The organism is Pseudooceanicola algae (assembly GCF_003590145.2).
Taxonomy (GTDB): Bacteria; Pseudomonadota; Alphaproteobacteria; order Rhodobacterales; family Rhodobacteraceae; genus Pseudooceanicola; species Pseudooceanicola algae.
The window spans coordinates 583,558-607,897 of record NZ_CP060436.1 but is presented as its reverse complement, the minus strand read 5'-3'; the positions used below and the strand labels follow the sequence as shown (position 1 = coordinate 607,897).

General features: G+C 61.5%; 26 protein-coding genes and 1 tRNA gene. 18 read left to right on the top strand and 9 right to left on the bottom strand.

The features are described 5' to 3' along the window. Positions 1 to 16 precede the first annotated feature (16 nt). From PSAL_RS02885 to PSAL_RS02845, 10 genes are all read left to right on the top strand, one after another. The gene (locus tag PSAL_RS02885; protein ID WP_119840307.1) at positions 17 to 850 is read left to right on the top strand and encodes a DUF2303 family protein; all 834 of its coding nucleotides are present in this window, start codon (positions 17 to 19) and stop codon (positions 848 to 850) included. Continuing rightward, a complete protein-coding gene (locus PSAL_RS02880) occupies positions 850 to 1,104 on the top strand; it encodes a hypothetical protein (RefSeq protein ID WP_119840306.1) in 255 nt (84 codons plus the stop codon). Before PSAL_RS02885 ends, PSAL_RS02880 begins: the two co-directional genes overlap by 1 nt. After that, on the top strand, positions 1,101 to 1,382 hold the full coding sequence (locus PSAL_RS19360) for a helix-turn-helix domain-containing protein (RefSeq protein ID WP_119840305.1): 282 nt from the start codon (positions 1,101 to 1,103) through the stop codon (positions 1,380 to 1,382). The genes PSAL_RS02880 and PSAL_RS19360 overlap by 4 nt, the downstream gene beginning before the upstream one ends. Continuing rightward, positions 1,265 to 2,263 (top strand): tyrosine-type recombinase/integrase, encoded by a 999-nt coding sequence (locus PSAL_RS02875; protein WP_408004209.1) that lies wholly within the window; start codon positions 1,265 to 1,267, stop codon positions 2,261 to 2,263. The genes PSAL_RS19360 and PSAL_RS02875 overlap by 118 nt, the downstream gene beginning before the upstream one ends. A gap of 404 nt (positions 2,264 to 2,667) precedes the next feature. Then, complete coding sequence (locus PSAL_RS02870; protein WP_196222848.1) at positions 2,668 to 3,132, top strand: GNAT family N-acetyltransferase; 465 nt, start codon at positions 2,668 to 2,670, stop codon at positions 3,130 to 3,132. A 63-nt stretch (positions 3,133 to 3,195) separates the two neighbouring features. Continuing rightward, a complete protein-coding gene (locus PSAL_RS02865; protein WP_196941893.1) occupies positions 3,196 to 3,579 on the top strand; it encodes a VOC family protein in 384 nt (127 codons plus the stop codon). Next, positions 3,579 to 4,247, top strand: coding sequence for an AAA family ATPase (locus PSAL_RS02860; RefSeq protein ID WP_231388590.1), 669 nt, complete (start codon positions 3,579 to 3,581; stop codon positions 4,245 to 4,247). The genes PSAL_RS02865 and PSAL_RS02860 overlap by 1 nt, the downstream gene beginning before the upstream one ends. A 222-nt stretch (positions 4,248 to 4,469) precedes the next feature. Beyond that, positions 4,470 to 4,925: a VOC family protein gene (locus PSAL_RS02855; protein ID WP_119840302.1), complete on the top strand. Its 456-nt coding sequence runs from the start codon at positions 4,470 to 4,472 to the stop codon at positions 4,923 to 4,925. Between the two features lie 262 nt (positions 4,926 to 5,187). Further along, complete coding sequence (locus tag PSAL_RS02850) at positions 5,188 to 5,949, top strand: SDR family NAD(P)-dependent oxidoreductase (RefSeq protein WP_119838775.1); 762 nt, start codon at positions 5,188 to 5,190, stop codon at positions 5,947 to 5,949. Positions 5,950 to 6,318: 369 nt separating this feature from the next. Continuing rightward, positions 6,319 to 6,777 carry a DUF2267 domain-containing protein gene (locus PSAL_RS02845; protein WP_119839596.1) on the top strand — a complete coding sequence of 153 codons (459 nt, stop codon included), beginning with the start codon at positions 6,319 to 6,321 and terminating at the stop codon, positions 6,775 to 6,777. 395 nt (positions 6,778 to 7,172) lie between these two features. Here PSAL_RS02845 and PSAL_RS02840 read toward each other — a convergent pair. The 3 genes from PSAL_RS02840 to lon all read right to left on the bottom strand — a co-directional run bounded on the left by PSAL_RS02840 (position 7,173) and on the right by lon (position 10,377). Continuing rightward, positions 7,173 to 7,247: transfer RNA gene (locus PSAL_RS02840), tRNA-Val, on the bottom strand. Between the two features lie 51 nt (positions 7,248 to 7,298). After that, positions 7,299 to 7,724 carry an HU family DNA-binding protein gene (locus tag PSAL_RS02835; protein WP_231388589.1) on the bottom strand — a complete coding sequence of 142 codons (426 nt, stop codon included), beginning with the start codon at positions 7,722 to 7,724 and terminating at the stop codon, positions 7,299 to 7,301. Positions 7,725 to 7,965: 241 nt separating this feature from the next. Further along, on the bottom strand, positions 7,966 to 10,377 hold the full coding sequence (gene lon, locus PSAL_RS02830; RefSeq protein ID WP_119839597.1) for an endopeptidase La: 2,412 nt from the start codon (positions 10,375 to 10,377) through the stop codon (positions 7,966 to 7,968). A 384-nt stretch (positions 10,378 to 10,761) separates the two neighbouring features. Here lon and tgt point away from each other — a divergent pair, with 384 nt between their 5' ends. The 7 genes from tgt (at position 10,762) to tpiA (ending at position 15,713) form a co-directional block, all read left to right on the top strand. After that, entirely contained in the window at positions 10,762 to 11,889 is a 1,128-nt protein-coding gene (gene tgt / locus PSAL_RS02825) for a tRNA guanosine(34) transglycosylase Tgt (protein ID WP_119839598.1), read from the top strand. 92 nt (positions 11,890 to 11,981) lie between these two features. After that, positions 11,982 to 12,344, top strand: coding sequence for an SUF system Fe-S cluster assembly protein (locus PSAL_RS02820; protein WP_119839599.1), 363 nt, complete (start codon positions 11,982 to 11,984; stop codon positions 12,342 to 12,344). A 180-nt stretch (positions 12,345 to 12,524) separates the two neighbouring features. After that, positions 12,525 to 13,157 carry a MarR family transcriptional regulator gene (locus tag PSAL_RS02815; RefSeq protein ID WP_119839600.1) on the top strand — a complete coding sequence of 211 codons (633 nt, stop codon included), beginning with the start codon at positions 12,525 to 12,527 and terminating at the stop codon, positions 13,155 to 13,157. Next, complete coding sequence (locus tag PSAL_RS02810) at positions 13,154 to 13,891, top strand: DUF3307 domain-containing protein (RefSeq protein WP_119839601.1); 738 nt, start codon at positions 13,154 to 13,156, stop codon at positions 13,889 to 13,891. Before PSAL_RS02815 ends, PSAL_RS02810 begins: the two co-directional genes overlap by 4 nt. 27 nt (positions 13,892 to 13,918) lie before the next feature. Then, positions 13,919 to 14,269: a HesB/IscA family protein gene (locus tag PSAL_RS02805; protein ID WP_119839602.1), complete on the top strand. Its 351-nt coding sequence runs from the start codon at positions 13,919 to 13,921 to the stop codon at positions 14,267 to 14,269. 117 nt (positions 14,270 to 14,386) lie between these two features. Then, entirely contained in the window at positions 14,387 to 14,845 is a 459-nt protein-coding gene (locus tag PSAL_RS02800; RefSeq protein WP_119839603.1) for a TfoX/Sxy family protein, read from the top strand. Positions 14,846 to 14,942: 97 nt separating this feature from the next. Further along, entirely contained in the window at positions 14,943 to 15,713 is a 771-nt protein-coding gene (gene tpiA, locus PSAL_RS02795) for a triose-phosphate isomerase (protein ID WP_119839749.1), read from the top strand. Positions 15,714 to 15,817: 104 nt separating this feature from the next. Here tpiA and PSAL_RS02790 read toward each other — a convergent pair whose 3' ends face one another. The 5 genes from PSAL_RS02790 to PSAL_RS02770 form a co-directional block, all read right to left on the bottom strand. Beyond that, the gene (locus PSAL_RS02790; RefSeq protein ID WP_119839604.1) at positions 15,818 to 17,212 is read right to left on the bottom strand and encodes a TRAP transporter large permease; all 1,395 of its coding nucleotides are present in this window, start codon (positions 17,210 to 17,212) and stop codon (positions 15,818 to 15,820) included. Positions 17,213 to 17,215: 3 nt separating this feature from the next. Then, positions 17,216 to 17,893, bottom strand: a complete 678-nt coding sequence (locus tag PSAL_RS02785) for a TRAP transporter small permease (protein ID WP_119839605.1) — start codon at positions 17,891 to 17,893, stop codon at positions 17,216 to 17,218. 88 nt (positions 17,894 to 17,981) lie between these two features. Then, positions 17,982 to 18,983: a DctP family TRAP transporter solute-binding subunit gene (locus PSAL_RS02780; protein ID WP_119839750.1), complete on the bottom strand. Its 1,002-nt coding sequence runs from the start codon at positions 18,981 to 18,983 to the stop codon at positions 17,982 to 17,984. Positions 18,984 to 19,317: 334 nt separating this feature from the next. Beyond that, positions 19,318 to 20,559 (bottom strand): sigma-54-dependent transcriptional regulator, encoded by a 1,242-nt coding sequence (locus tag PSAL_RS02775; protein ID WP_119839606.1) that lies wholly within the window; start codon positions 20,557 to 20,559, stop codon positions 19,318 to 19,320. Positions 20,560 to 20,649: 90 nt separating this feature from the next. Further along, the gene (locus PSAL_RS02770) at positions 20,650 to 22,386 is read right to left on the bottom strand and encodes a sensor histidine kinase (protein WP_119839607.1); all 1,737 of its coding nucleotides are present in this window, start codon (positions 22,384 to 22,386) and stop codon (positions 20,650 to 20,652) included. Between the two features lie 100 nt (positions 22,387 to 22,486). Between PSAL_RS02770 and PSAL_RS02765 the strand changes: the two genes are divergently transcribed. Next, complete coding sequence (locus PSAL_RS02765) at positions 22,487 to 23,671, top strand: cytochrome P450 (RefSeq protein ID WP_119839751.1); 1,185 nt, start codon at positions 22,487 to 22,489, stop codon at positions 23,669 to 23,671. A 156-nt stretch (positions 23,672 to 23,827) separates the two neighbouring features. Here the strand turns inward: PSAL_RS02765 and PSAL_RS02760 are convergent, their stop codons facing one another. After that, positions 23,828 to 24,289, bottom strand: a complete 462-nt coding sequence (locus PSAL_RS02760; RefSeq protein WP_119839608.1) for an Lrp/AsnC family transcriptional regulator — start codon at positions 24,287 to 24,289, stop codon at positions 23,828 to 23,830. Between the last annotated feature and the right edge of the window lie 51 nt (positions 24,290 to 24,340).

Genomic DNA, 24,340 nt, shown 5'->3' with positions numbered 1-24,340 from the left:
AAGGAAAGGACTTCACATGAACAGCACCACACCAGATACCCGGCTCGATCCACGCGGCGCGCTGAACGCGAGCATCGATGGCGCCCGCCTCTCCAATCCGATCATCGACCATCCCGACGGGCGTCGCCATGCTTTCGTCCCGAGCGGCTATTCGCTCCAGGATGTGACCGACCCATTCAAGCTGCCGCCGATGATCAAGCAGGCGATCACGTTCGATGACCGGGACTCTCTGACCACCTACGTCAATCGCTTCTGCGATCATCGCTCCATCATCATCGCAGATCTGGACGCTGGCACGATCTGCGCCGCGCTCGACTGGCACACGGGGAGCGAGGAAGATGGCGACGCCCTGAAGGCCCAGCCCGCGTGTCACAAGGCCAGCCTTCGGCTGCGCCTCAGCGAAGAATTCAAACGCTGGGATGAGATCGAGGGCCCAATGCACAGCCAGGAAGAGTTCGCGATGTTCATCGAGGAGAACGTCGCGGATGTCAGTGACCCGGACCATTCGACCTTGCTGGAAATTTGCCGGGAACTTGAAGCGACCCAGGGCGCGACGTTCAAAAGCGGCATTCGCCTCGAAAACGGCGACCGCGTCTTCAAATATGAGAACGAAACCCGCGTCGCCAATCAGATGGTCGTGCCGACGGAGATCGGGCTTTCGATCCCGATCTATCACGGCGAAGAACCTGTCGAACTGAAGGCCAAATTCCGGTTCCGCGTCACCCCTGAAGGCCTGCGCCTCGGGCTTCGCTGGCACCGGGTCGAATACCAGCGGCAGGCCACCTTCCGAGCCATGGCCTTTCAGGTATCCGAGAACACCGGCTTGCCGGTCATGTTTGGCCGCACCTGATGCCTCTTTCTGCCCCGGCGGGCAGTGACGCAGACGAGAGAGCCACCGGCGTGGCATACCGCGCCCCTCAGGATCGATCCGCCAGGGACGCCCACGACGAAAGCGCTCGTCTGGCCGATCTGCGGCACCGGATCATTAGCCGCGTCATGGTGGCCGACGCGCTTGCGCTCGACATGATCGCCGGACTGCTGGGGCTGCTGCCCCGACCAGAGGGGCACGACGCAGGGAAGCCGATGAAGAGGAGCGAGGGATGACCGCACAACGTCCATACACCCCCGACACGCTGGCGGACCGCTGGCAATGCAGCGCTGAAACCATCCGGCAGATGTGCCATCGGGGGCAGTTGCACCATTTCCGAACAGGGCGCATGCTCCGAATCCCGGCCCAGGTTGTAGAGGAATACGAATGCCCGACATTAGCATCGGAAAGCTCAGAGGCGGCCTTTGCGTCTACTGGACCGGCGAGGACGGCAAGCGAGTGCGTCGTCAGCTTGCGGCACGCACCCGAAAGGAAGCGGAAGCAGAAGCCCTAGAGGTCTATCGAACGGCGACCTATTCCAGCCGCCCGCAGGACCCCACCGTTGCCGAGATCTGGGCGCTCTACCGCGACGACCTGGGCGACAAGCCCACTGCCACGACGATGGGCTACACCGGGAAGGCGATCCTTCCGCACTTCGGCCACCTGCGCCCCGAGGATATCACCAAGGCTACCTGTCTCAGCTACGCTGCAGATCGCAAGTCCTCGGGGAAATCGCAGGGCACGGTTCACACAGAGCTCGGCCACCTGAAGTCCGCCCTGCTGTTCGCCGAGAACACGCGCATGATCGACCGCGCACCAAAGATCTGGCGCCCCGAGAAGCCGCAGACCGACAAGAGGATCCTGAACGCTGGCGAGGCCCGCGCGCTGATCGACGCTGCGATGGAGCCGCACATTCGACTGGCGCTAATCCTATTGCTGGGCACCGGCGCTCGCGTCGGCGCGGTGCTGGATCTGACCTGGGATCGGGTGGATTTCGAGCGCGGCGCAATCAACCTGCGCCTGGCTGACGGCGCCACCCGCAAGGGTCGTGCTGTGGTGCCGATGAACGGCAGCACCCGGGCCGCTCTTTCCGCCGCGCATAAGGCGGCCCTGTCCGACTACGTGATCGAGTATGCTGGCGGCCCGGTCGCGTCGGTCCGCAAGGGTGTCTCCGGCGCCGTAACCCGCTCCAAGATCGGGCACGTTCGGATCCACGACCTGCGCCACACCGCCGCGGTGACCATGCTGGCGAACGGGATCCCTCTGGAGAAAGTCTCCCAAGTTCTCGGCCATTCCAACACTGCCGTGACCTTCTCGACTTATGGACGATACCTGCCGGAGCACATGCAGGACGCAGTAAATGTCCTGGACTTCATGAGCCTGCAAAAGCGATAGGCGCGAAAACAAGGCTTTTCCGCAACACGCACTTCGCCATCAAGGCGCAAGAAGAGAATCTCGGGAACGACATCTCTGGGCTTCAGCTAAGGGCAGGGACTAGACCTGCTGAGGATACATCCCCAGTCAAGCCGTAGCCGCTCTTCGCCCCTCTGCGACATGGGTGCGAAGGGTAGCATGATGCCAGGCAACAGCACGAAGGGCGGATTGCGGCCATTCGCTGCGCCCGCTAACTAAAATGGGTAAGCCGAACAAAGCGGCCGCTCGGGGCCAACGCACAATATTTTTCGGTGTGCATCTGCAGCGAAGGTCGGCAGAGAGCCCAATGTACGTTTTGACAACGTTCACTTTCTAGACAGAACAACTTACAAAGTGCCGAACGAAACATCCTGAGGAAAACTCCGTTGACCCAGCCAATCAGACTTTTGGAAGAGCCGTCCGATGAAGACAGGTTGGCGATTCTTACACCCCTTGTTGAAAATATTAATGAGGTTGGGCCGCCATCCAATCTAAAGACCTTTGCTTTTATTATTGAGGGCTCTGATCATAAGCCTGTTGGGGGGCTTTGGGGGCGAACCGCATATAATTGGGCGGTTATTGAGCTTTTATTCGTCCCCCAAACCTTGCGCGGAACCGGCCTCGGAAAGGCATTGGTTACCGCCGCTGAGGAATTGGCTTCCAAGAGAGATTGTGAAGGGATATGGCTGGATAGCTTCTCCTTTCAGGCACCTAAATTCTACCTCGACATGGGCTACGAAACATTTGGTGAGTTGCCTAATAACCCATTAGGTCAGAGCCGCTTTTTCTTCCGAAAGCTGCTCAAACCCAAAGTGACAAAATTTGCACGACAAAGATTGGGCCCAGAATAACCTTGTAGCAAGTCTACGACCGGTTGGATGAACTGGGGTTCCTGCCTTTAGAGGATTGCCGTTATGATTAAAATTGACCGCTTAGACCATCTGGTTCTCACAGTTGCTGATACTGACCGCACATGTGCATTTTATAGCCAAGTGCTTGGTTTCGAAGTCAATACTTTTAATGGTGATCGAAAAGCGTTGGTTTTTGGGGCTCAGAAATTCAATTTGCATGAGCAAGGCAAAGAGTTCGAACCAAAAGCCGCGCGTCCAACCACCGGGTCCGCCGATCTGTGTTTGATATCAACAACACCACTCCTCAAAGTTATCTCACAATTGGCGCTCGCAGGCGTTTCAATTGAAGAAGGCCCCGTTGCTCGTACAGGTGCAAACGGCCCAATATTGTCAATTTACATTCGGGACCCCGATCGAAACCTCATTGAAATCGCGAACTACATTTGATGTCCGCTTTGTCTGCAGTGTTGACGCTCGCGCTCTGCGCAGCGAACGGCAGTTCCGAGCCCTTGTTGCAACTTTCGGCGTCGCAGTATCAGATGCATCCAGGGTTATACAGTCACGGGTGGGAAACTGTTTTGAGCAGTAGGTTTGTTTTGCTGACAGGGTGTTCTGGCGGCGGGAAATCAACTTTGCTGAAGGCTTTGGAAGATCACGGGTTTTCGATAGTCCAAGAGCCAGGCCGCCGCATTGTTTCGGAAGAATTGGCCCGACAAGGCAAGGCTCTTCCATGGGTGGATATGAACGCGTTTGCATTGCGAGCAGTCAAAATAGCCGAGACCGACTTGCAGTCCGCGCAGCACAATGATGGCATTACATTCTTCGACCGTGGCTTGATCGACGCGGCGGTCGCCTTGGCTCATTCCGGCGGACCAACGATAGAGGAGACACTTGGTGAAACCCAAGCGTACTGGAAGCGCGTTTTCGTGGTCCCCCCATGGAGGGAGTTGTTTGCCAATGACGCCGAGCGGCGGCACAATTTCGATGCTGCTGTGCAGGAACACATCCACATTGAGAAGGCTCTGGACACGCTCGGCTACATGAGAATTGAGTTACCCAAGGTGTCGGTGCAAAAACGGGCGGAAATCGTGTTGAAAGAGTGTGGCGCGCTCTGATTTAAGGGGCTGCTTCGTCCCGCAGTGCCGCCGCTCGCCCTCCGGTTTGACGCTGATTTCGTTTGCAAGTGCAGCGAAGGTCGGCAGTGAGCCCTCTCTGTTGGACGTTCCACGATGTGTAGATGACCGCTCTCGGTTTTCATGGTTTTCGCTCGAGAGATTCTATAGAGTTCTTATTGGCTCTCTGGCATCCCCTGGAAAACGAAAGGTCTGTGCGGCATTATGGATCGGCCCTTCCAACTTCGTGCTTTGGGCGAGATTGCTATCCGGTGTCGCAACTTCGAGGCGATGCAGGAATTTTACGGACACGTGTTGGGCCTTCCCCGCCTTCGACCCAGCGATCGGGGCGGACATCGTGATGGGATCGCATTCTATCGCTTCGGCGAGAGCTTTGGAGGTCATATTGCGGTACTAGCGCTCTTTGCCGAGGATGCCGAGGATGCCGAGGATGCCGAGGATGCCCCCCTTTCCGTTGGACGCCAATCTTCGCTGCACCATCTTGCGTTAAGCCTGTCCTGGGACGAGCAGGAAGACGCCTCAGCATGGCTTCGGCAAGAAGGCTACGACGCGCGGTTCGAAGACTTTGCTTGGACCGGCTGGCGCGGGTTGTTCACACGCGACCCGGACGGCAATACCGTCGAGCTGGTTGCTGCATCCCACGAGTGGCACATAGAATAAGAAAAGTTCGGAACGTTTGTGAACCTTCGCCAAAAACCAGCCATTCGCCGTCATTGCGGCGAAAGCGCACTTTATCCGCTCACCGGACCTTGCTGCTGCCTGCGGCGAAAGTCCGGTTCGAGCCCTCATTGACAGGTTTCTGCATTGCAGCGAAAATCGGCAATAGGGAAACGTTACCTCACAAAAGGCAGTCAGATAATGACAGAACTTCAGTCGCAAATCACACCATCGCGTTGGACAAATACTAAAGGGCTTTAAAGATATGGTTGATTTGCCCTTAAGTGGCCAAACTGTTCTTGTCACCGGTGCTACCGGAGGGATCGGACGATCCATAGCCCTGCGCCTCGCAGAATTGGGCGGACACCCAATCCTACATTACCGCAGCCATGAAGACGAGGCACAGGCACTTCTGGAAACGATGGGTGGTCAAGGAACGCTCGTTCAGGCCGATTTAACAGAGAATGACGGTGCGCAGCGGCTTTGGGAGGCGGCAGAGGATCGTGTAGGTCGGATCCACTCGCTCGTGAATAACGCAGGGATCCGCGCCACTGCACGGATTGAGGATGATTTCAACGTTTGGTCAGCCGCATGGGAGGCTGATTTGCGTGTCAATCTCCGGGCTCCTGCTGATCTATGTCGCATGGCAATCCAGCACTTCTGCGCCTTTGACGGGGGGAGAATTGTGAATATTGCCAGCCGCGCGGCGCAGCGGGGATACACAGAAGATCACATGCCTTATGGCGCGTCCAAAGCTGGGCTTATCAATCTAACCAAGACGATTGCTCGTTCTTTTGGTGCTGATGGGATTATCGCCATCGCGATTGCGCCGGGCTTTGTGCGGACGGAGATGGCTGAGGAATTTATCCGCGCAAAAGGCAAAGATGCTGCCGTTGGAGATGTTCCTATCGGAGAAATGGTTGCGCCAAGCGAAGTTGCAGAACTTGTGTGCTTTGCCCTTCGCCCTGAACAAAAATCGCTAAGTGGCGCGACCTTGGACGTGAACGGTGCAAGCTACGTCAGATGAATAAAAGCAGACCTTGATTACAGAGGCACGGACGGCAGCTTGGTCCGCCCTGCTGCCTTTCATAAGCGACAAATGCTGCGCGATGCACGAATGGCCGGTTAGGGGAAGCTGCGACGCGGCAATGGCCACCCTGGTGGATGTCCGGTGTGGGCCGCGAGCGGCGTTCAGCCAGAGCGCCCAGGGCCTGGCCCGCGAGGGTTGACCAGACGCTTGCCCCTGCTGCGCCGCCGCATGACCGCTTCGAGCCCAATGTGACTGATGCTGCGATGAGCATGAATGTCCACTATCGCAAAAAGGTTAAGCTCGACGCCTCAGCCGTCCTCCGGCTAGAATAGGCAATGATTGAACGTAAATGAGGCGAGACCGTAAATGCCGATGCCGTGGACATACCGCCATGCTTCCAAAGAGTGGAGCGCCTTTCTCGATGATGTGAAAGAACGCATGTCGCTTGAGTCCGACAATATGGCCTACACCGCTGTGGACGCTGTTTTGCAGGTCTTTCGACGCCGCCTGACGGCAGAACAGGGTCTAGCCTTCGCAAGCGTCCTTCCGGCTGTTCTCCGCGCGATTTTTGTAAAGGGTTGGAATGTTTCCGAACCGCTGGTTCCATTTGCGGAGCGGCAGGTCCTCACCGATGAAGCCAAGCAGGTTCGCGTAAACCACAACCTGACGCCAGACAACGCAATCGAAGCGACTGCCTGGGCAGTCCGAAGGTGCACTGACACCAAGGATTTCGAAAGAGTGTTGATGCAGCTTCCTGACGAGGCCGTGGCGTTCTGGCATGTCGATGTCGAAGATCCTACAGAGCTGGATCAACGGATAATTTAGCGGCGTAAGCAGTCGTTCCGAATGAGAAAGCGAAAGCTCACTTTGTCTGCTCTGCCGACCTTCATGTGCCTGAAATGCTGCGCGATGCACAAACGGCTGGTTTGGTGAAACTGCACTGCGGCGGCGGGTGTCGCGATCAAGGTCGGCTTCGGGCCGAATGCGTAGGCCTGCGAGATGCCGGTTACCCTGAGACAACCTGCCACCCGGGATGGACGAGAGTAGACGCCTCGAGGGCGGTGCCGACGGCCGCTTCGAACCGTTGATTTGAGGCCGGATTTGGATTCGCCTCGACTTGCAGAAGTGTCAAACGTTTGTAACTTGGTTCACAAAACCTAGGACCACTTCGCAAATACGCGAACGTTAGAGATATAATTAAATAATATCAAAGGCTTGAGTGGTGGGTGATGAGGGACTTGAACCCCCGACATCTTCGATGTGAACGAAGCGCTCTACCACTGAGCTAATCACCCGTGGGGCGCTTCTTAGCCAACCTCCGATGCTTCTGCAAGCAGGGTTTTGACCTATTCTCCGTCCGTCTGGCTTTCTTGCGAAGCGCCATCCGGCAGGTCCGCGCCAGCGGGCAGCGCGACAGCGGCGGATTCGGCAATCGCCGTGTTCAGCACCTGTTCGTTCTGGCGCAGCCGCAGGCCGAAGACATGACCATTCTCGACTTCCTTGAAGTTGTTGATCTTGACCTTGCCGAACGGCGGCAGGTTCATGCTGCGCTGTTCCAGAAGGGCCTCGCCCATCACCATCAGCATCGCCTCGACGACCGGCTTGGCGTCACGCTTCTTGACGCCGGTCCGCGCAACCACGAGGTCGATCAGTTCCTTTTTCTTCAGTTCAACCGGCAGAGACGCCGCCAGCACTTCGCTGGCCTCCAGGTCTTCGGAGCTTGGGGTCGTGTCGATATTCATGCCGGTTTCGAATTTATCTGTCTCGGTCATCTTCACCACTATCCATGTGCACTTTGCAGGCTTCACCGGAAGCCGCGTTTTTGAAGCTGCATGTTTTGCAGGCTAACAGCACGGGTTGCGTCTGACCAGTTGCCGCCCCGGAGATGGGCATTTTCCTGTGTACAGGACAGGAACATTGCCGGGGCTGGATGCAAAAAAGGCCATGCGAAGATGCCCCGCATGGCCTTTCTGGTTCATTTCTCAGCGCTCCACATGGCGCGCGCTGGCGCGATCAATGCGCTGTCGTGGGATGGCCCGCCTCGGGCATGGCGGCGGCACGGGCAGCGGCAGCGGCCTCTTCGGCCTCTTCGTCCCATTCCACCGGCTCGGGCATGCGGACCAGCGCCTGTTCAAGCACTTCCTGCACATGGGTGACAGGGATGATCTTCAGCCCCTGCTTCACGTTGTCCGGGATATCGGCCAGATCCTTTTCGTTCTCCTGCGGGATGAAGACCGTGGTGATCCCCCCGCGCAGGGCCGCAAGCAGCTTTTCCTTCAGCCCGCCGATGGGCATGGCATTGCCGCGCAGCGACACCTCGCCGGTCATGGCGATATCACGGCGCACCGGGATCTGGGTCAGCACCGACACGATCGAGGTGACCATTGCCAGACCGGCCGAGGGCCCGTCCTTGGGCGTCGCGCCATCGGGCACGTGGACGTGGATGTCCAGGCGATCAAAGCGCGGCGGCTTCACGCCGATTTCCGGCGCGATCGACCGGACATAGCTGGAGGCCGCGTCGATGCTTTCCTTCATCACGTCGCCCAGCTTGCCGGTGGTCTTCATCCGCCCCTTTCCGGGCAGGCGCAACGCTTCGATCTGCAACAGGTCGCCGCCGACGCTGGTCCAGGCCAGCCCGGTCACGACACCGATCTGGTCTTCCATTTCGGCCAGACCATAGCGGTACTTCTTGACGCCCAGGAAGTCATCCAGGTTGTCTTCGGTGATCACGACGGACTTGGCCTCGCCCTTGACGATCATCGTCACGGCCTTGCGCGCCAGCTTGGCGATCTCGCGTTCCAGGTTCCGCACGCCCGCTTCGCGGGTATAGCGGCGGATCATCTCGTTCAGAGCCTCATCCGTGACCTCGAATTCGCCCTTCTTCAGCCCGTGGTTCTTGACCTGCTTGGCCACCAGATGCTGCTTGGCGATCTCGCGCTTCTCGTCCTCGGTATAGCCGGCAAGGCTGATGATCTCCATCCGGTCCAGCAAGGGGCCCGGCATGTTGTAGCTGTTCGCCGTGGTCAGGAACATCACGTTGCTGAGGTCGTATTCCACCTCGAGGTAGTGATCGACAAAGCTGCCGTTCTGTTCCGGATCGAGAACCTCCAGCATTGCGCTGGCCGGGTCGCCCCGGAAATCCTGACCCATCTTGTCGATCTCGTCGAGCAGGATCAGCGGGTTCGTCGTCTTGGCCTTCTTCAGCGCCTGGATGATCTTGCCGGGCATGGAGCCGATATAGGTCCGCCGATGCCCACGGATCTCGGATTCATCGCGTACGCCGCCAAGCGAAATGCGGATGAATTCACGCCCCGTTGCCTTGGCCACGGATTTGCCGAGCGAGGTCTTGCCGACGCCCGGAGGCCCGACAAGGCACATGATCGGGCCCTTCAGCTTTTTCGACCGTTGCTGGACCGCAAGGTATTCGACGATGCGTTCCTTGACCTTCTCGAGGCCATAATGGTCGACATCCAGGGTTTCCTGCGCGCCGTGCAAATCCTTCTTGGTGCGCGACTTCACGCCCCAGGGGATCGAAAGCATCCAGTCGAGGTAATTGCGCACGACTGTCGCCTCGGCGGACATCGGGCTCATGTTCTTCAACTTCTTCAGCTCGGCCTCGGCCTTTTCCTTGGCTTCCTTGGAAAGCTTGGTCTCGGCAATGCGCGCTTCCAGCTCGGCGATCTCGCCCTCGCCTTCCTCGCCGTCGCCCAGCTCCTTCTGAATGGCCTTCATCTGCTCATTCAGGTAATATTCGCGCTGTGTCCGCTCCATCTGGGATTTCACGCGGGTCTTGATCTTCTTCTCGACCTGCAAGACGGACATTTCACCCTGCATCAGACCATAGACACGCTCCAGCCGTTCACTGATCGGCAGCGTTTCCAAAAGCTCCTGCTTCTGCGCAACGTCGATACCCAGATGACCCGCGACCAGATCGGCCAGGCGCGAGGGTTCATCGCTTTGCGCGACAGCGGCCAGGGCCTCCTCGGGAATGTTCTTCTTGACCTTGGCATAGCGCTCGAATTCCTGCCCGACCGAGCGCAGCAGCGCTTCGATGGTCGGCTCGTCACCCGGCACCTCTTCCAGGTATTCGGCCTGGGCCTCGAAGAAATTGTCGTTCTCGAAATATTCCAGGATTTGCACGCGGGCCGCGCCTTCGACCAGCACCTTCACGGTGCCATCGGGCAGCTTCAGCAGTTGCAGGACGTTGGCCAGCACGCCGACGTTATGGATACCCTCGGCATCGGGATCGTCCTCTGCCGGATCGATCTGGCTCGACAGCAGGATCTGCTTGTTGTCCTGCATCACCTCTTCCAGGGCGCGCACGGATTTGTCGCGACCCACGAAAAGCGGCACGATCATATGCGGAAACACCACGATGTCGCGCAACGGCAATACGGGATAGGACGGATTCAGAGGCTCTTGCATGCTCTTTCCTTGATCTTGGGCAGATGGGCCGTCCCCGGCTCGGCGGCAGCCCGGTCCATCTCCGGTTCACAGCCTCTTATCTGGGATCGCGCCGCCCCGAATTCAACTGCATTTTTACCAGTCTGCCTGCCCCTGCCCCCACGGGCAAGCGCCATATATTGCGGTTTCAGTGAAAATCTACGCAGAATAGCGCCCCCAATCTGGTGCTCTTTGCAATGGCCCCCTCTCAAACCCCTTCCGTTTCCCTGTTGGAAATATCCCGGGGGAGGCAGCCAAGCCCCGGCTTGGCTGCCGGGGGCAGCGCCCCCACCCGCCCGCGCCGCGGAAACAAGCGCCCGACGACCCGACTGGCTTTTGTCCGCCAAACCCGCTAATGGCGCCGCCATGAGCACCTTTTCCTTCTCCCTCGATGCCACCGACGGATCTGCCCGCACCGGCGTCATCGACACGCCGCGCGGACAGATCCGCACGCCGGCCTTCATGCCCGTCGGCACCGCCGCCACCGTCAAGGCGATGATGCCCGAAAGCGTCGCGGCCACCGGGGCCGACATCCTGCTGGGCAATACCTACCACCTTATGCTGCGCCCCACGGCAGAACGGATCGCGGCGCTCGGTGGCCTGCACAAGTTCATGAACTGGCACAAGCCGATCCTGACCGACTCGGGCGGCTTTCAGGTCATGTCGCTCGCCGGGCTGCGCAAACTGACCGAAGAAGGGGTCAAGTTCGCCTCTCATATCGACGGCTCGCGCCACATGCTGACGCCGGAACGCTCGATGGAAATCCAGAAGCTGCTTGGCTCGGATATCGTCATGTGCTTCGACGAATGCCCTGCCCTGCCGGCCGAAGAAAAGGTCGTCGCCAGTTCCATGCGCATGTCGATGCGATGGGCGCAGCGGTCCCGCGATGCCTTCGGGGATCGTCCGGGCCATGCGCTTTTCGGCATCCAGCAGGGCGGCGTCACGCAATCCTTGCGCGAAGAAAGCGCCGAGGCCCTGAAATCCATTGGTTTCGACGGCTACGCGGTCGGTGGCCTCGCGGTCGGCGAAGGACAGGAGGCCATGTTCGGTGTGCTCGACTATGCCCCCGACATGCTGCCCACAGACAAGCCGCGCTACCTGATGGGGGTTGGCAAGCCCGATGACATCGTCGGCGCCGTGGCGCGCGGCATCGACATGATGGATTGCGTGCTGCCCTCGCGTTCAGGCCGCACCGGCCAGGTCTTTACCCGCAACGGTGTGGTCAATATCAAGAACGCCCGCCACGCCGATGACCCGCGCCCCCTGGACGAATCTTGCACCTGCCCGGCCTGTTCGAATTACTCGCGCGCCTACCTGCATCATGTCTTCCGCTCGCAGGAGATGATCTCGGGCATGCTGCTGACCTGGCACAACCTGCATTACTATCAGGAACTCATGCAGGGCATGCGCGACGCCATCGCGGGCGGAACCTTTACCGCCTGGCAGGCAGATTTCCACGCGCAGCGCGCCAAGGGCGATATCGAGCCGCTTTGACACAGTCGGAGGCGGTGCGGGAAACGCTGCCTCCCCTAGACCTCGCCCGCCCGTATCCCTATATATTTCGTCAGGAACAGGACGGACCCATCATGACCGAAACACCGGAACCCCTTGAAGGCGCACCGCTTATCGCGCCCTCTTCTACCGATCACCCGCTTTACGACAGCGTCGTCGAAGCTTGCCGCACGGTCTATGACCCTGAAATCCCGGTAAATATCTTCGACCTCGGACTGATTTACACCATCGACATTTCGCCCGAGAACGAAGTCAAGGTTGCCATGACCCTGACCGCGCCGGGGTGTCCGGTAGCCGGGGAAATGCCCGGCTGGGTCGCCGAGGCGATCGAACCGCTGGATGGCGTCAAGATGGTCGATGTGCAACTGACCTGGGAACCGCCCTGGGGCATGGACATGATGAGCGACGAGGCCCGGCTGGAGCTTGGCTTCATGTAAGCCCCTTGTTGCCCCGGTTTCGCGCAATCAAAAAGGCTTGCCACCTTCCGGGGCAAGCCTTTTTTGCTATCCTTCAGAAGGCAAGCAAAATAACTTGCATCTCGTCAATGCAAGCAAAAATACTTGCCATTCCGCTCCCTCTGGTATTCACTGCCCAAGCCCCAGGTGGAACCGCCAGCCATGACCACGATCTGCACGATCCTCAGCGGCGATCTTGTCGCCTCGACCGATCTTCCCCCCACCGATATCGCCTGCGCCTTTGCGGTGCTGGCGCAAACCGCAGGTGAAATCGCGTCCTGGCATCGGGCACCGGTGCATTTCACCCGCAACCGGGGCGATGCCTGGCAGATCTGTCTGCCCTCCGGCGATGCCCCCGGCCTGCGCGAAGCCTTGGCCTTGCGGGCAAGCCTGCGCGCCACGGACAAACGTTTCGAGACCCGCATCGCCCTGGCAACAGGCGCGGTCTCCCTGCCGCCCGACGGCAATCTGAACCAGGCCAGCGGAGCGGGGTTCACCGCGGCGGGGCGGCTGCTGGATCAGTTGAAAGGGGCCGGCTTCGACCATGCGTCGGGCGATGCATTGGCCGCCGCAACCCTGCTGGCGGGCGAGATCAGCCATCACTGGACCCCGGCCCAAGCGCGCGCGGTCCTGCCCATGCTCGCCCCCGACCCGCCGACCCATGCAGAAGTCGCGGCACAGCACGGGATCACCCGCCAGGCGATTTCGCTGGCGCTTTCCGGCGCGGGCTTTGCGGCGCTATCGGCCGCGCTGGAGCGAATCGAAACAGCCCAAACGCAGGAGCGCCTCCGATGATCGCAACCTTCGCTGCCCTCCTGCTGGCCCATGCCTGCGCGGATTTCCTGCTGCAAAGCGATGCCATGGCGGCAGCCAAGCAGCAGCGTCGCGCAGGCCCGCTGCTGCTGCATATCCTGATCGTGATCGCCTGCACCACCCTCGCCCTCGGCCCCGACATGGCCGATGCGATTCCGCCGATCCTGCTTCTTGGCGCGCTGCATCTGGTGATCGACCTCGCCAAGAGCACGCTGACCCCGCGTGGCCTGGCGCCGTTCCTGCTGGATCAGGGCGCTCATCTGGCCAGCCTTGCCGGAATAGCACTCTATTGGCCCGGGCTTTTCGATCAGGGATTTTGGGGTCCGCAGGGAGATTGGCTGCCGGCCACCATGGCCCTTGTGGCAGGGCTGTTGATCGCCACACGGGCGGGGGGCTATGCGGTCGGCCTGCTGATGCACCGCTGGGCCGGCACCATGCAAACCAAGGGCCTGCCGCGCGGGGGCGAACATATCGGGCTGATGGAACGCGGGCTGATCTTCCTGTTCCTGATGGGGGGTGAACCTTCTGCCATCGGCTTTCTGATCGCGGCCAAGTCGATCCTGCGCTTCGACACCGCGCGCGAAGATCAGGCCATGGGCGAATACGTCATTATCGGCACCCTCGCCTCCTTCGGCTGGGCGCTGCTTTCCGCCTACGCGACGACAGGACTTCTCTCTGCACTGCCGGACCTTGGCATTCCGGCCCGGAACCCCTAAATTCCCCTAACGAAGGAGAGCAGAGCCATGTTCAGCATTCCCGGCAAGCAAGCCGTGTCCATCACCCCCCGCGCCGCAGCGCAGATCACCCGCCTGATGGATCAGGGCGGCCACTCCGGTCTGCGCATCGGCGTAAAGAAGGGCGGCTGTGCGGGCATGGAATATACCATGGATTACGTCGACGCGGTCGACCCCATGGACGAAATGGTGAAACAGGACGGCGCCTGCGTGATGATCGCGCCGATGGCCCAGATGTTCCTGTTCGGCACCGAGATCGATTACGAGACCTCGTTGCTGGAATCCGGTTTCCGCTTCAACAACCCCAACGTGACCGAAGCCTGCGGCTGCGGGGAATCGATCAAGTTCGCCGATATGTGACCCGGTGGGCGGCGCCAGATCGCCGTCCCTGTCAATCGGCGTCCGCAGAACAACCCGCCCCCCTTTCGCCAATGTGGCTTGCGTGCTTTCCTGTCTTCACCGTGACAGGAGACCCCGATGGCCGTTGATCCCGACTTTCTCGACCATGTGCTGGACCTGTTTTCCGGGCTCGGGGCGCTGCGCACGGGGCGGATGTTTTCCGGCGTGGGGATCTATGCCGAGGAAGGCGCGATGTTCGCGATGATCTCGGGCAGCGGCGCGGTCTTGATGAAATCGGACGACAGCACCGAAGCGGCCTATGTCGCCGCCGGATCGACCCCCTTCAGCTATGAGCGCAAGACCGGCACCCGCGAGGTCCGCAGCTTGATGTCCCTGCCCGAAAGCGCGCTCGACGATCCAGAAGAGGCCATGGCCTGGGCGCGCATTTCACTGGCGCCCGCCCGCGTGGCCGCCGCTGAAAAGCGCCAGGCCAAAGCGCGGGCCAAGGCACGGACAAGCAAGGCAACGACAGATGCCCCCCCGCCAAAGGCCCGCCGAAAGGCCCCAGCGAAGGCATCCCGCAAGCCGCCGGGCTGAGCCCACGCGGAATTCGCTTCATGTGGGCGCTACCATAGCTTGACCTCTGCCCCCTGCCGGTAAGAATGCCCACCAAAGAGACATGAAAGGCAACGACATGCGCAGGAAGATGGCGGCAGGCAACTGGAAGATGAACGGGCTGCGGTCCTCTCTGGACGAGCTCGAGGCGCTGGCCGGCGCCCATCCCGATCCCGCCTGCGACGTGCTGATCTGCCCGCCCGCCACGCTTCTGGCGCTGGCGGCGGACCGTTGCGCCGGCACGGCGATCCGGGTCGGTGGCCAGACCTGCCACATGAACGTGGAGGGTCCGCACACCGGTGACATCTCCGCCCAGATGCTGCGGGACGTGGGCGCCAATGCGGTGATTCTGGGTCATTCCGAACGCCGTGCCGATCACGAGGAAAGCTCCGAAGATGTGCGGATGCTGGCCCAGATGGCCCAGGCGGCCGGGTTGCAGACCATCATCTGTGTCGGCGAAAGCCAGTTCCAGCGCGAGGCGACCAATACGCTGGACATCATCGGCGCGCAGTTGTCGCTGTCTATCCCCGACAGTTCCACGGGTGAAAACCTTGTCGTCGCCTACGAGCCGATCTGGGCTATCGGAACCGGTCAGGTCCCGACCAGCGACCAGATCGGCGAGGTCCATGATTTCATCCGCGCCCGGCTGGAACAACGCTTTGGCTTCGGGGTCGGGAAATCCGTGCGGCTGCTTTACGGCGGCTCGGTCAAGGCGGCCAACGCGCAGGAGATCTTCGATATCTCCAACGTCGATGGCGCGCTGGTCGGCGGCGCCAGCCTGTCGGCCAAGGATTTCTCGCCCATCATCGCGGCACTGGAAGCGGCAGCGACAGAGCCTGCCGAGGGCTGATCAGCCCCGACGGACGGCAAAGGACAGACAAAAGGCGGCACCCGCAAAGGTGCCGCCTTTCGTCTTGGTTGGGGCCTCGACTTGGTTGGGGCCTCGGCGCCCGGTCAGTTCACCACCGTCTCCGGGCCCATCACCGCATTGGGCAGCAGGGTCGAGATCGCCGGGATATAGGTCACCATGATCAGGAAGACGAAAAGCACGGCCAGGAACGGCAAGGCCGCGCGGACAACCCGCATCATCGGCATCCCGGCGACGCCGGAGGTGACGAACAGATTCAGACCCACCGGCGGCGTGATCATCCCGATTTCCATGTTCACCACCATGATGATGCCAAGGTGGATCGGGTCGATCCCCAGTTCGATGGCGATGGGAAAGACCAGCGGCGCGACGATCACCAGCAGGCCCGAGGGCTCCATGAACTGGCCCCCGATCAGCAGGATCACGTTGACCACGATCAGGAACAGGATCGGCCCGAAGCCTGCCGACAGCATCGCATTGGCGATATGCTGGGGCACCTGTTCGTCGGTCAGCACGTGTTTCAGGATCAGCGCATTGGCGATCACGAACATCAGCGTGATGGTCAGCTTGCCGGCTTCGAACAGGGTCGCCTGGGTGTCCTTGTGGAACAGTGCGGTGACGAGGGCCTGGGGCTTCTTCAGCAGGCTCGACTTCGCACGGTCCTCGGTTTCCTTCAGCGGCCCCATATCCCGATAGATGAAGACCGCCGCGATGAAGGCATAGATCGAGGCGACGGCAGCGGCTTCGGTCGGGGTAAAGATCGCGCCGGTCACGCCGGGGATACCATAGATCCCGACCATGATGATGACGATCAGCATCAGACCCCAGAAGGCTTCGCGGAAGCTGGCCCAGATTTCACCGACCCCGCGCCATTCACCCTTGGGCATGCCCTTGATCCGGGCCATGACGTAGATGGTGACCATCAGCATCGCACCGGCCATGATGCCGGGGATGACACCAGCCAGGAACATCCGCCCGACCGACACATCGACGGCGGTTGCATAGACCACCATGACGATCGAGGGGGGGATCAGGATACCGAGGGTACCGGCGTTGCAGATCACCCCGGCGGCGAAGTCCTTGGTATAGCCGGCCTGTGTCATCGCCCCGATGACGATGGAGCCGATGGCGACCACGGTGGCCGGGCTGGAGCCCGACAGGGCGGCGAAGATCATGCAGGCAAAGACCCCGGCGATGGCCAGACCGCCGCGCAGGTGCCCCACGCAGGCGATCGAGAACCGGATGATCCGTTTCGCCACCCCCCCGGTGGACATGAAACTGGAGGCCAGAATGAAGAAGGGGATGGCCAGCAGGGTGAAATGCCCCACGAAAGCCTGCATCAGCGTCTGCGCTATGGAGGCCAGCGAGGTGTCCCCATACCACAGCAGGAACATGACCGAGGACATGCCGAGCGACACGGCAATTGGCACGCCGATCAGCATGAAGCCGATGACCAGCCCGAAAAGAATGACGACTTCCATGACTCAGGCCTCTCCGCGCTGATCGCGCATCTCTTCTAGTTCGTCCTCGACCTCGTGGCTGGCGACGATCCGGTCCAGCTTGCCCTGCCAGACCAGCACGGCCGCCTGACAGAAACGGAACAGCAGCAGCGCCATCGAGACCGGCAGCACCACATAGGGAATGAAGCGCGGCAGCTTTTCGTATTCATCGCCGTCGTTCATGGCCCCCTCAAGGAAGCGCAACCATTCGGGAATCGGAATATCGTTGACCTCGTACCAGGCCTTGGCGCGGAAGCTGTCCTCGAATCCGGTGGGGAACCAGCGGCCCGTGGTCTGCGGCAGGTTGGCGAAATTGGCCCAGTAATCCCAGGCGCCCTTCAGCAGCAGGCAGGAAAAGACGATGCAGACCGCGACCGAAATCAGCGCCAGCACCCGGCGCACCGGCGCGGGCACGATGTCGACCACCGCATCGACGCCCAGATGGGCGTTCTTCTTCACCGCGTAGGAGGCCCCCAGAAGGACCAGCCAACCGAACAGGAAGACCGTCGCTTCCAGTGCCCAGAGGATATTCGCGTTGAAGACATAGCGCGCCACCACATTGGCGAACGTGATGACCGTCATGATCCCGAGGATCGCCGAGATCAGGCTTTCCTCGATCCGGTCGATGAATGAAATGCCGGGTGCCCGGTTGATGCTACTCATCGTCCCCCTCCCCCTGTTGTATGGTGATTTTTGCCCCACGACGAAGGGCGCGGGCCATGCCGCGCCCTTCGAAACCCTGTCGCCAGGATCAGTAGTTCATGTTGATCGCCTGGGCCGCGTCGATGTTTTCCTGGCCGACGTCGTCGGTGAACTGCTCCCAGACGGGCTTCATCGCGACGACCCATTCCTCGCGCTGCTCGGGGCTCAGCTCCCGGATCTCGCCGCCGGCATCCAGCACGCCCTGACGGGCTTCGGCGTCGACTTCGGCAATGGCCGCGTTCCGCTCGGTGGTGACCTCGTCTAGGATGGTCAGGAACTGGTCACGGGTCGCCGGTTCAAGGCTGTCCAGCCAGTCGACCGAGGCCACGACCATGTAGTCGAGAACGCCGTGGTTGGTTTCGGTGATCCCGTCCTGCACTTCGTAGTACTTCTGCCCCAGCACGTTGGACCAGGTGTTCTCCTGACCGTCGACAACGCCCTGCTGCAGGGCGCCGTACACTTCGGAAAAGGCCATTTTCTGCGGGCTTGCCCCGATGGCTTCCATCTGGGCGACCAGAACGTCGGAAGGCTGCACGCGGAATTTCAGGCCTTCGGCATCGGTCGGAACCATCAGCGGCGTGTTGGCCGAGAACTGCTTCAGCCCGTTATGCCAGAATGCCAGACCTGCCAGCCCGCGCTTTTCCATCGAGCCCATCATGTCCTGACCCGCATCCGAGCTTTGGAAGGCATCGACCGCTTCCATGTTCTTGAACATGAAGGGCAGATCGAAAATGCGGAAAACCTTGGTGAAGGTCTCGAATTTCGACAGGGAAGGCGCGCCGAGCTGGACATCGCCCTGCAGCATGGCTTCCAGCAACTTGTCGTCGTCGTAAAGCGTGGAGTTCGGGAAGACCTCCATGCAGGCGACGCCATCCATCTCGTCGTTGACGCGCTGTTCCAGCAGGCTTGCGGCGATCCCCTTGGGGTGCTTGTCGGTGTTGGTCACATGGCTGAACTTGATGACGGTCTCACCGTCCTCGCAGGATGCAAAAGCGGCGCTGGCGGTCACGGCCAGACCAAGGGCGATGGCGGTGGTGGTCAGGAATTTCATCTGGGTCTCCTCCCCGTTGAACATTCTCCCCGGGCGCCCTTGCAGACGCCCGACTGAAGACAGGTTCGGGGATGAGGACCCACCGCTCAAGAAAAAGTGTGTGAGTCAAAGGCAGGAAATTTTATTCCATTATATCAATTAATTGATCGTTACTTTTAAGGTTAGCCAAGGACGAAGGTTTCGCCCATGTGCGGAGAACCGCACAGATTGCTTGCCGAAATGTGCGGAATTTCGCACAATTTAAGTGGGCTGACACGCGCGCGCATTTCACCGCAGGGCGGGCGGCCCTATGGCCGATGCCCCCAAGGCGCAACCGCCTTCGTGAACCCCGGCGTCAGCGGAAATCCTGCGGCTTCAGGCCGTACCTGGTCATCTTGTCGTAAAGCGTCTTGCGCGGCAGTTTCAGGGCCTCGGCCACTTCGCCCGCGCGCCCTTCGTGGCGGCGCAAGGCGGTGGCCAGCAGGCTTTTCTCGATCCGCGCCATCTGATCGGCAAGACCGAGATCGCTTTGATCCTCGCCCTCTTTCGCGTCGCCGATGGCCCCGCCGCCCAGCACGAAACGCATGGCCTCGCTCATCAGGGCGCGGGTGTTTCCGGGCCAGTCGCGGGCCATCAGGGCGGCGACCACTTCAGCGGTGACCATGGGGGCCGGCAACCCGGCCTGTTCCGAGGACTGGTCGACATATTGGCGAAACATGAAGGGGATATCCTCGGGGCGGTCCTTGAGCGCCGGGATATGCACCCGCATCACGTCGAGGCGATAGAACAGGTCCGGGCTGAACCGCCCCGCCTCGACGGCTGCGCCCAGATCCGCCGTGCACCCCGCAATCAGCCGCGCACCGGAGGCCTGCTCAAGCCGCTCGGCCAGCGCAAATTGCACCTCGCGGGGCAGTTCGCTGATTTCATCAAGGTAAAGCGTGCCATCCAGCGCCTCGGCAAAGGCGGCCTCCAGCGCCTCGGCCCCCAATCCGGCGGAGGCGCGTTTGACGAAGGGACGCTGCGCCATGCGCGAGCTGAGGTGGATGACTTCGGAAACCTTCGAAATCCCCGCACCTGCCGGGCCTGTTACCAGCACTTCGGCGGCTGTGACGGCGACCTGGCGCACCCGCGCGCGCAAGGCGTCGCTTTTGGCGGAGCGCCCGAAGATCATCCGCGCCGCCGGGTCGCCGCGTTCCAGCTGCGCCTTCAGACGGCGATTTTCAAGCACAAGCTCGCGTGTCCGCAGAGCGCGTTCGATCACCGGCAGCAATTCGGCCGAGGCACAGGGTTTTTCCAGAAACCCGAAGGCCCCGCGATCCATGGCGGCCACGGCCATGGGAATATCGCCTTCGCCCGTCAGCAGGATCACCGGCAATTCGGGGTCCGCCTTCAGCGCGTGATCCAGCAGGAAGAACCCGTCCCGCCCCGGCATCCGGATATCCGACAGGATGACACCGTCGAAATCCGGGCCGATATGGTCCTTGGCCGCGATGAAGGACCCGGCGGGACGCGGATCAAGATCGGCAAGTTCCAACGTCTGCGCCAGGGCATCGCGCACCGCCGCATCGTCATCCACCACGAGAACCGTTCTGGTCATCCTACCTCGTTCCTCTTTCGGCCACCGAACCCGGCGCGTCGACCCGGACCCACCATGCACTTCGCCATGCCGCGCTGACCCAAGATCAGCTCAGACTTGCTCCGTGGCGACCGGCAATTGCACCAGGAATTCCGCGCCGCCCTCCGGGTGGTTGTCGCCCCGGATCGTTCCGCCCTGACTTTGCACCATCCCGTAGGAGATCGACAGACCCAACCCCATGCCTTCGGAGGCCCCGACCTCCTTGGTGGAGAAGAACGGATCGAAGATCTTGTCGGGGTCCGAGATTCCGGTGCCGGTATCACGCAGCCGGATCTCGGGTGCCGCCCCCCCGGTCAACGTGATGTCGAGCCGTTTGCGCGGGCTGTCGGTCATGGCGTCGGCTGCATTGGTGATCAGGTTCACCAGCACCTGCGCCAGGCGGACCTCTCCGCCCATGGCCCAGACCGGGTCGGACGGCGGGGTCCAGTGCAAGGTGATGCCATCCCCGGCCAGCCGGGCCTCTGTCATCTCGAGCGCGGTCGAGATCACCTGCACCAGGTCGATGCGGCGCACGGGCGCGCTTTCCTGACGGGCAAAGGCGCGCAGGTTACGTATGATCCGGCCCAGCCGCCCCGCCAACCCGGCGATCCGGATCAGGTTCTCGGCCGCCTTGTCCGGCTGACCCCGTTCCAGGAACAGCGCGCCGTTTTCCGCGAACTGCCCGATGGCCATCAGCGGCTGGTTCAATTCATGGCCAAGGCCTGCCGACATCTGGCCCAGCGCCGACAGCTTGCCGGCCTGGACAAGCTCGCTCTGGGCGCGCTTCAGGGCGGCTTCGGCCTCCTCCCGCTCCTGGACCTCGCGGCGCAGGCGGGTGTTGGCCCCCGACAGGGCCGCGGTGCGATCCGCCACGCGCGTTTCAAGGCCGGCATTGGCCTCGGCCAGGACACGGCGCCGTTCACGCGCGGAAAGCAAGGCCACCCCGAAGACCAGAAGGACCAGCCCGACCACAGCCGCCTGCAACAGCGCGATGCGGCGCGACGGAGCGGCATCGACCAGCGCCACCGCCAACATGCCAACCTTGGGCAGATCCCGCTCCAGATAAAGCACGCGTCGCGGCAGATAGGGCGACCAGTCGATGTGCCAAAGCTCTCGCCCCCCGATAAAGCGCGCGGCGACCTCGGCTGCGGGGGCATCCCTCGGGGACAATCCGCGCAGCCCCGGCCCCCGCTGCCAACCAAGTAGTTCGGACCGGTTGGTGATGAAGACCTGGCCAGTTTCATCCGTGAACAGGACCGCCGGACGATCCCCGCGCCATTCCGCTTCGAGCAGTTCGACATTCACGCTGACCATGAGGATCCCCATGACCCCGCCACCAGGGGCAAAACTGGGCGCGGCAAAGACATAGGACCGCAGGGCGCTTCCGGGTGCTAGCCCGTGGCCGGTGCCCAGCGCGCCTTCCTGCGCCCGGGCGATGGCTTCGGCGACATAGGTGGTCTCGGGGACGGCACCGGGGCGGGCCTCGGCCAGTACCTGCCCCTTGTCATCCAGGTAGGCCATGTTCAGCACGCCGGTGCGATCGGCAAGGCGCAGCATCAGATCGGCGGCAGGGCCGGGAAAGGCGCCCGCCGAAACCGACCGCAGGGTCGGATGCTGGGCAAAGAGAACGGCCAGGTCCTGATAGCGTTGCAACTGGCCGGTCAGCCGGTCGGCGGCCAGCGAAAGATCCGATTCGCCGCGTTGCGCCAGCGCATTGAGCGACTGCCGATACCCCGCATGGAAGACCGCGAGGGAAATCACCGCCACCGCCAACAGCAAGGCCAGCATGGCCCTTGCCCGTCTCCACATCGCGATACCTCCTCTTCCTGCAAGCAGCCTTGGCCCGGATGACGCGCGTTCCTCTGTCCTGACCACTTGCCATGGCGGCCCCTTGGCCTATCAAGGCGCCATGGCCAGCTATACACAATCCCCGACCGATCCGGACTTTGTCCAGAACCCCTATCCCTTTTACGAACGTGTCCGTGCCGAAGGGCCGCTGCACGACTGGGAAGACTACGGCATGCCCGCCGCCTTTTCCCATGAGGCGGTAAATGCCATCCTGCGCGACCGGAGGTTCGGCTCCCAATGCCCGCCCGAGCTGGCGCCCCCCGTGCCCGCCCATATTGCGGACTTCCACCGGGTCGACGACATGTCGATGCTGGCGTTGGATGGTGCTGCACACAAACGCCTGCGGGGGCTGACCCTGCGCGCCTTCACCTCTCGCCGGATCGCCGGGTTGGAACCTGAAATGGCCACACTGGCGCACACCTTGGTCGACGCCTTCCCGCAGGGCGAAGCCTTTGACCTGATCCCCGCCTTCGCCACCCACCTGCCCGCGATCATCATCGCCCGCCTGCTGGGGGTGCCGGAAGACATGGCGCCGCAGCTTCTGGACTGGTCCAACACCATGGTCGCCATGTACCAGGCACGTCGTGACCGGACGCTGGAAGAGGCCGCCAACAGCGCTGCCGCCGACTTCGCCGCCTATATCCGCAGCCACGCCGAGGCGCGTCGCACGTCCCACTCCGACGATCTGATCAGCGAATTGCTTCAGGCCGAGGAAGCCGGCGATCGCCTGACGATGGACGAGCTGATCGCAACCTGCATCCTGTTGCTGAACGCCGGGCACGAGGCCACGGTCAACACCACCGGCAATGGCGTGGTCGCCCTGTCGGAGCACGGCAATGCCCCCCATTGGCTAACCCCGGACCGCGTCGAAGGCACGGTCGAGGAGATCATGCGCCACAACCCGCCCCTGCATATCTTCACCCGCTATGCGCTGGAAGAGATCGAGCTTTATGGCCGTCACTTTGCCCGGGGCGATCAGGTGGCTTGTGTCCTGGGGGCGGCGAACCGTGATCCGGCGGTCTGGAGCGATCCGGACGTCTTCGATCCCTCCCGGCCCGTGCGCCCCAATACCAGCTTCGGTGCCGGCGCGCATTTTTGTATTGGCGCGCCCCTGGCCCGTCTGGAACTGCGCGTCTCGCTTCCTATCCTGTTCCAGCGGTGCCCGAACCTACGTCTGGCCGAACCGCCCCGCTACGCGGACCTTTACCACTTCCACGCGCTTGAACGGCTCATGGTCACCGTCTGATCCGTTCACGCCCGGCAGGGGGCGATGCCCCGATCGCCTCTCGCGCTCCCCCCGGAGTATTCCCGACAGGCTGAGACGGCTTTGTTGCTCACCTCACCTGGCCGGAAATACTCCGGGGGAGACGCGCCGCAGGTGCGGCGGGGGCAGCGCCCCCCCTTACAACGGCAGGGCCGTGGTGGACTTGATCTGCTCCATACTGAGCAGCGCGGTGACGTTATGCACCTTCACCTCTGAAATAAGCGCCTGATAGAAGGCATCATAGGCGCGCGCATTGCGCACCCGGACCTTGAGGATGTAATCGATGTCCCCGGCCAATCGGTGTGCTTCCTGTACCTCGGGGCGGTCCTTCAGGGCCTTCAGGAAAGCCGCCTGCCAATCGGCCTCGTGTTCGCTGGTACGGATCAGGACAAAGAAACAGGCATCAAAGCCAAGGCTTTCCGCATCCAGCAGGGCGACCTGGGCGCCGATGATCCCGGCCTCCTTCATCTTGCGGATCCGGTTCCAGACCGGCGTCTTAGAAGACCCCACCTTGCGGGCGATATCATCCAGCGATTGGGCCGCGTCCTGCTGCAGTTGCAAAAGGATTTTCCGGTCTGTTTCGTCCAGTCGGACAGTCATTCGCCCTTTCCCCCTTATCGTGGAACATATGTCGGAAAGCGGGCAAGCGAG

What these genes read in the sequence shown, in the direction of transcription:
- PSAL_RS02885 (WP_119840307.1), top strand. Translation starts at nt 17, where the DNA reads ATGAACAGCACCACACCAGATACCCGGCTCGATCCACGCGGCGCGCTG.
- PSAL_RS02880 (WP_119840306.1), top strand. Translation starts at nt 850, where the DNA reads ATGCCTCTTTCTGCCCCGGCGGGCAGTGACGCAGACGAGAGAGCCACC.
- PSAL_RS19360 (WP_119840305.1), top strand. Translation starts at nt 1,101, where the DNA reads ATGACCGCACAACGTCCATACACCCCCGACACGCTGGCGGACCGCTGG.
- PSAL_RS02865 (WP_196941893.1), top strand. Translation starts at nt 3,196, where the DNA reads ATGATTAAAATTGACCGCTTAGACCATCTGGTTCTCACAGTTGCTGAT.
- PSAL_RS02860 (WP_231388590.1), top strand. Translation starts at nt 3,579, where the DNA reads ATGTCCGCTTTGTCTGCAGTGTTGACGCTCGCGCTCTGCGCAGCGAAC.
- PSAL_RS02855 (WP_119840302.1), top strand. Translation starts at nt 4,470, where the DNA reads ATGGATCGGCCCTTCCAACTTCGTGCTTTGGGCGAGATTGCTATCCGG.
- PSAL_RS02850 (WP_119838775.1), top strand. Translation starts at nt 5,188, where the DNA reads ATGGTTGATTTGCCCTTAAGTGGCCAAACTGTTCTTGTCACCGGTGCT.
- PSAL_RS02845 (WP_119839596.1), top strand. Translation starts at nt 6,319, where the DNA reads ATGCCGATGCCGTGGACATACCGCCATGCTTCCAAAGAGTGGAGCGCC.
- PSAL_RS02835 (WP_231388589.1), bottom strand. Translation starts at nt 7,724, where the DNA reads ATGACCGAGACAGATAAATTCGAAACCGGCATGAATATCGACACGACC.
- lon (WP_119839597.1), bottom strand. Translation starts at nt 10,377, where the DNA reads ATGCAAGAGCCTCTGAATCCGTCCTATCCCGTATTGCCGTTGCGCGAC.
- tgt (WP_119839598.1), top strand. Translation starts at nt 10,762, where the DNA reads ATGAGCACCTTTTCCTTCTCCCTCGATGCCACCGACGGATCTGCCCGC.
- PSAL_RS02820 (WP_119839599.1), top strand. Translation starts at nt 11,982, where the DNA reads ATGACCGAAACACCGGAACCCCTTGAAGGCGCACCGCTTATCGCGCCC.
- PSAL_RS02815 (WP_119839600.1), top strand. Translation starts at nt 12,525, where the DNA reads ATGACCACGATCTGCACGATCCTCAGCGGCGATCTTGTCGCCTCGACC.
- PSAL_RS02810 (WP_119839601.1), top strand. Translation starts at nt 13,154, where the DNA reads ATGATCGCAACCTTCGCTGCCCTCCTGCTGGCCCATGCCTGCGCGGAT.
- PSAL_RS02805 (WP_119839602.1), top strand. Translation starts at nt 13,919, where the DNA reads ATGTTCAGCATTCCCGGCAAGCAAGCCGTGTCCATCACCCCCCGCGCC.
- PSAL_RS02800 (WP_119839603.1), top strand. Translation starts at nt 14,387, where the DNA reads ATGGCCGTTGATCCCGACTTTCTCGACCATGTGCTGGACCTGTTTTCC.
- tpiA (WP_119839749.1), top strand. Translation starts at nt 14,943, where the DNA reads ATGCGCAGGAAGATGGCGGCAGGCAACTGGAAGATGAACGGGCTGCGG.
- PSAL_RS02790 (WP_119839604.1), bottom strand. Translation starts at nt 17,212, where the DNA reads ATGGAAGTCGTCATTCTTTTCGGGCTGGTCATCGGCTTCATGCTGATC.
- PSAL_RS02785 (WP_119839605.1), bottom strand. Translation starts at nt 17,893, where the DNA reads ATGAGTAGCATCAACCGGGCACCCGGCATTTCATTCATCGACCGGATC.
- PSAL_RS02780 (WP_119839750.1), bottom strand. Translation starts at nt 18,983, where the DNA reads ATGAAATTCCTGACCACCACCGCCATCGCCCTTGGTCTGGCCGTGACC.
- PSAL_RS02775 (WP_119839606.1), bottom strand. Translation starts at nt 20,559, where the DNA reads ATGACCAGAACGGTTCTCGTGGTGGATGACGATGCGGCGGTGCGCGAT.
- PSAL_RS02770 (WP_119839607.1), bottom strand. Translation starts at nt 22,386, where the DNA reads ATGTGGAGACGGGCAAGGGCCATGCTGGCCTTGCTGTTGGCGGTGGCG.
- PSAL_RS02765 (WP_119839751.1), top strand. Translation starts at nt 22,487, where the DNA reads ATGGCCAGCTATACACAATCCCCGACCGATCCGGACTTTGTCCAGAAC.
- PSAL_RS02760 (WP_119839608.1), bottom strand. Translation starts at nt 24,289, where the DNA reads ATGACTGTCCGACTGGACGAAACAGACCGGAAAATCCTTTTGCAACTG.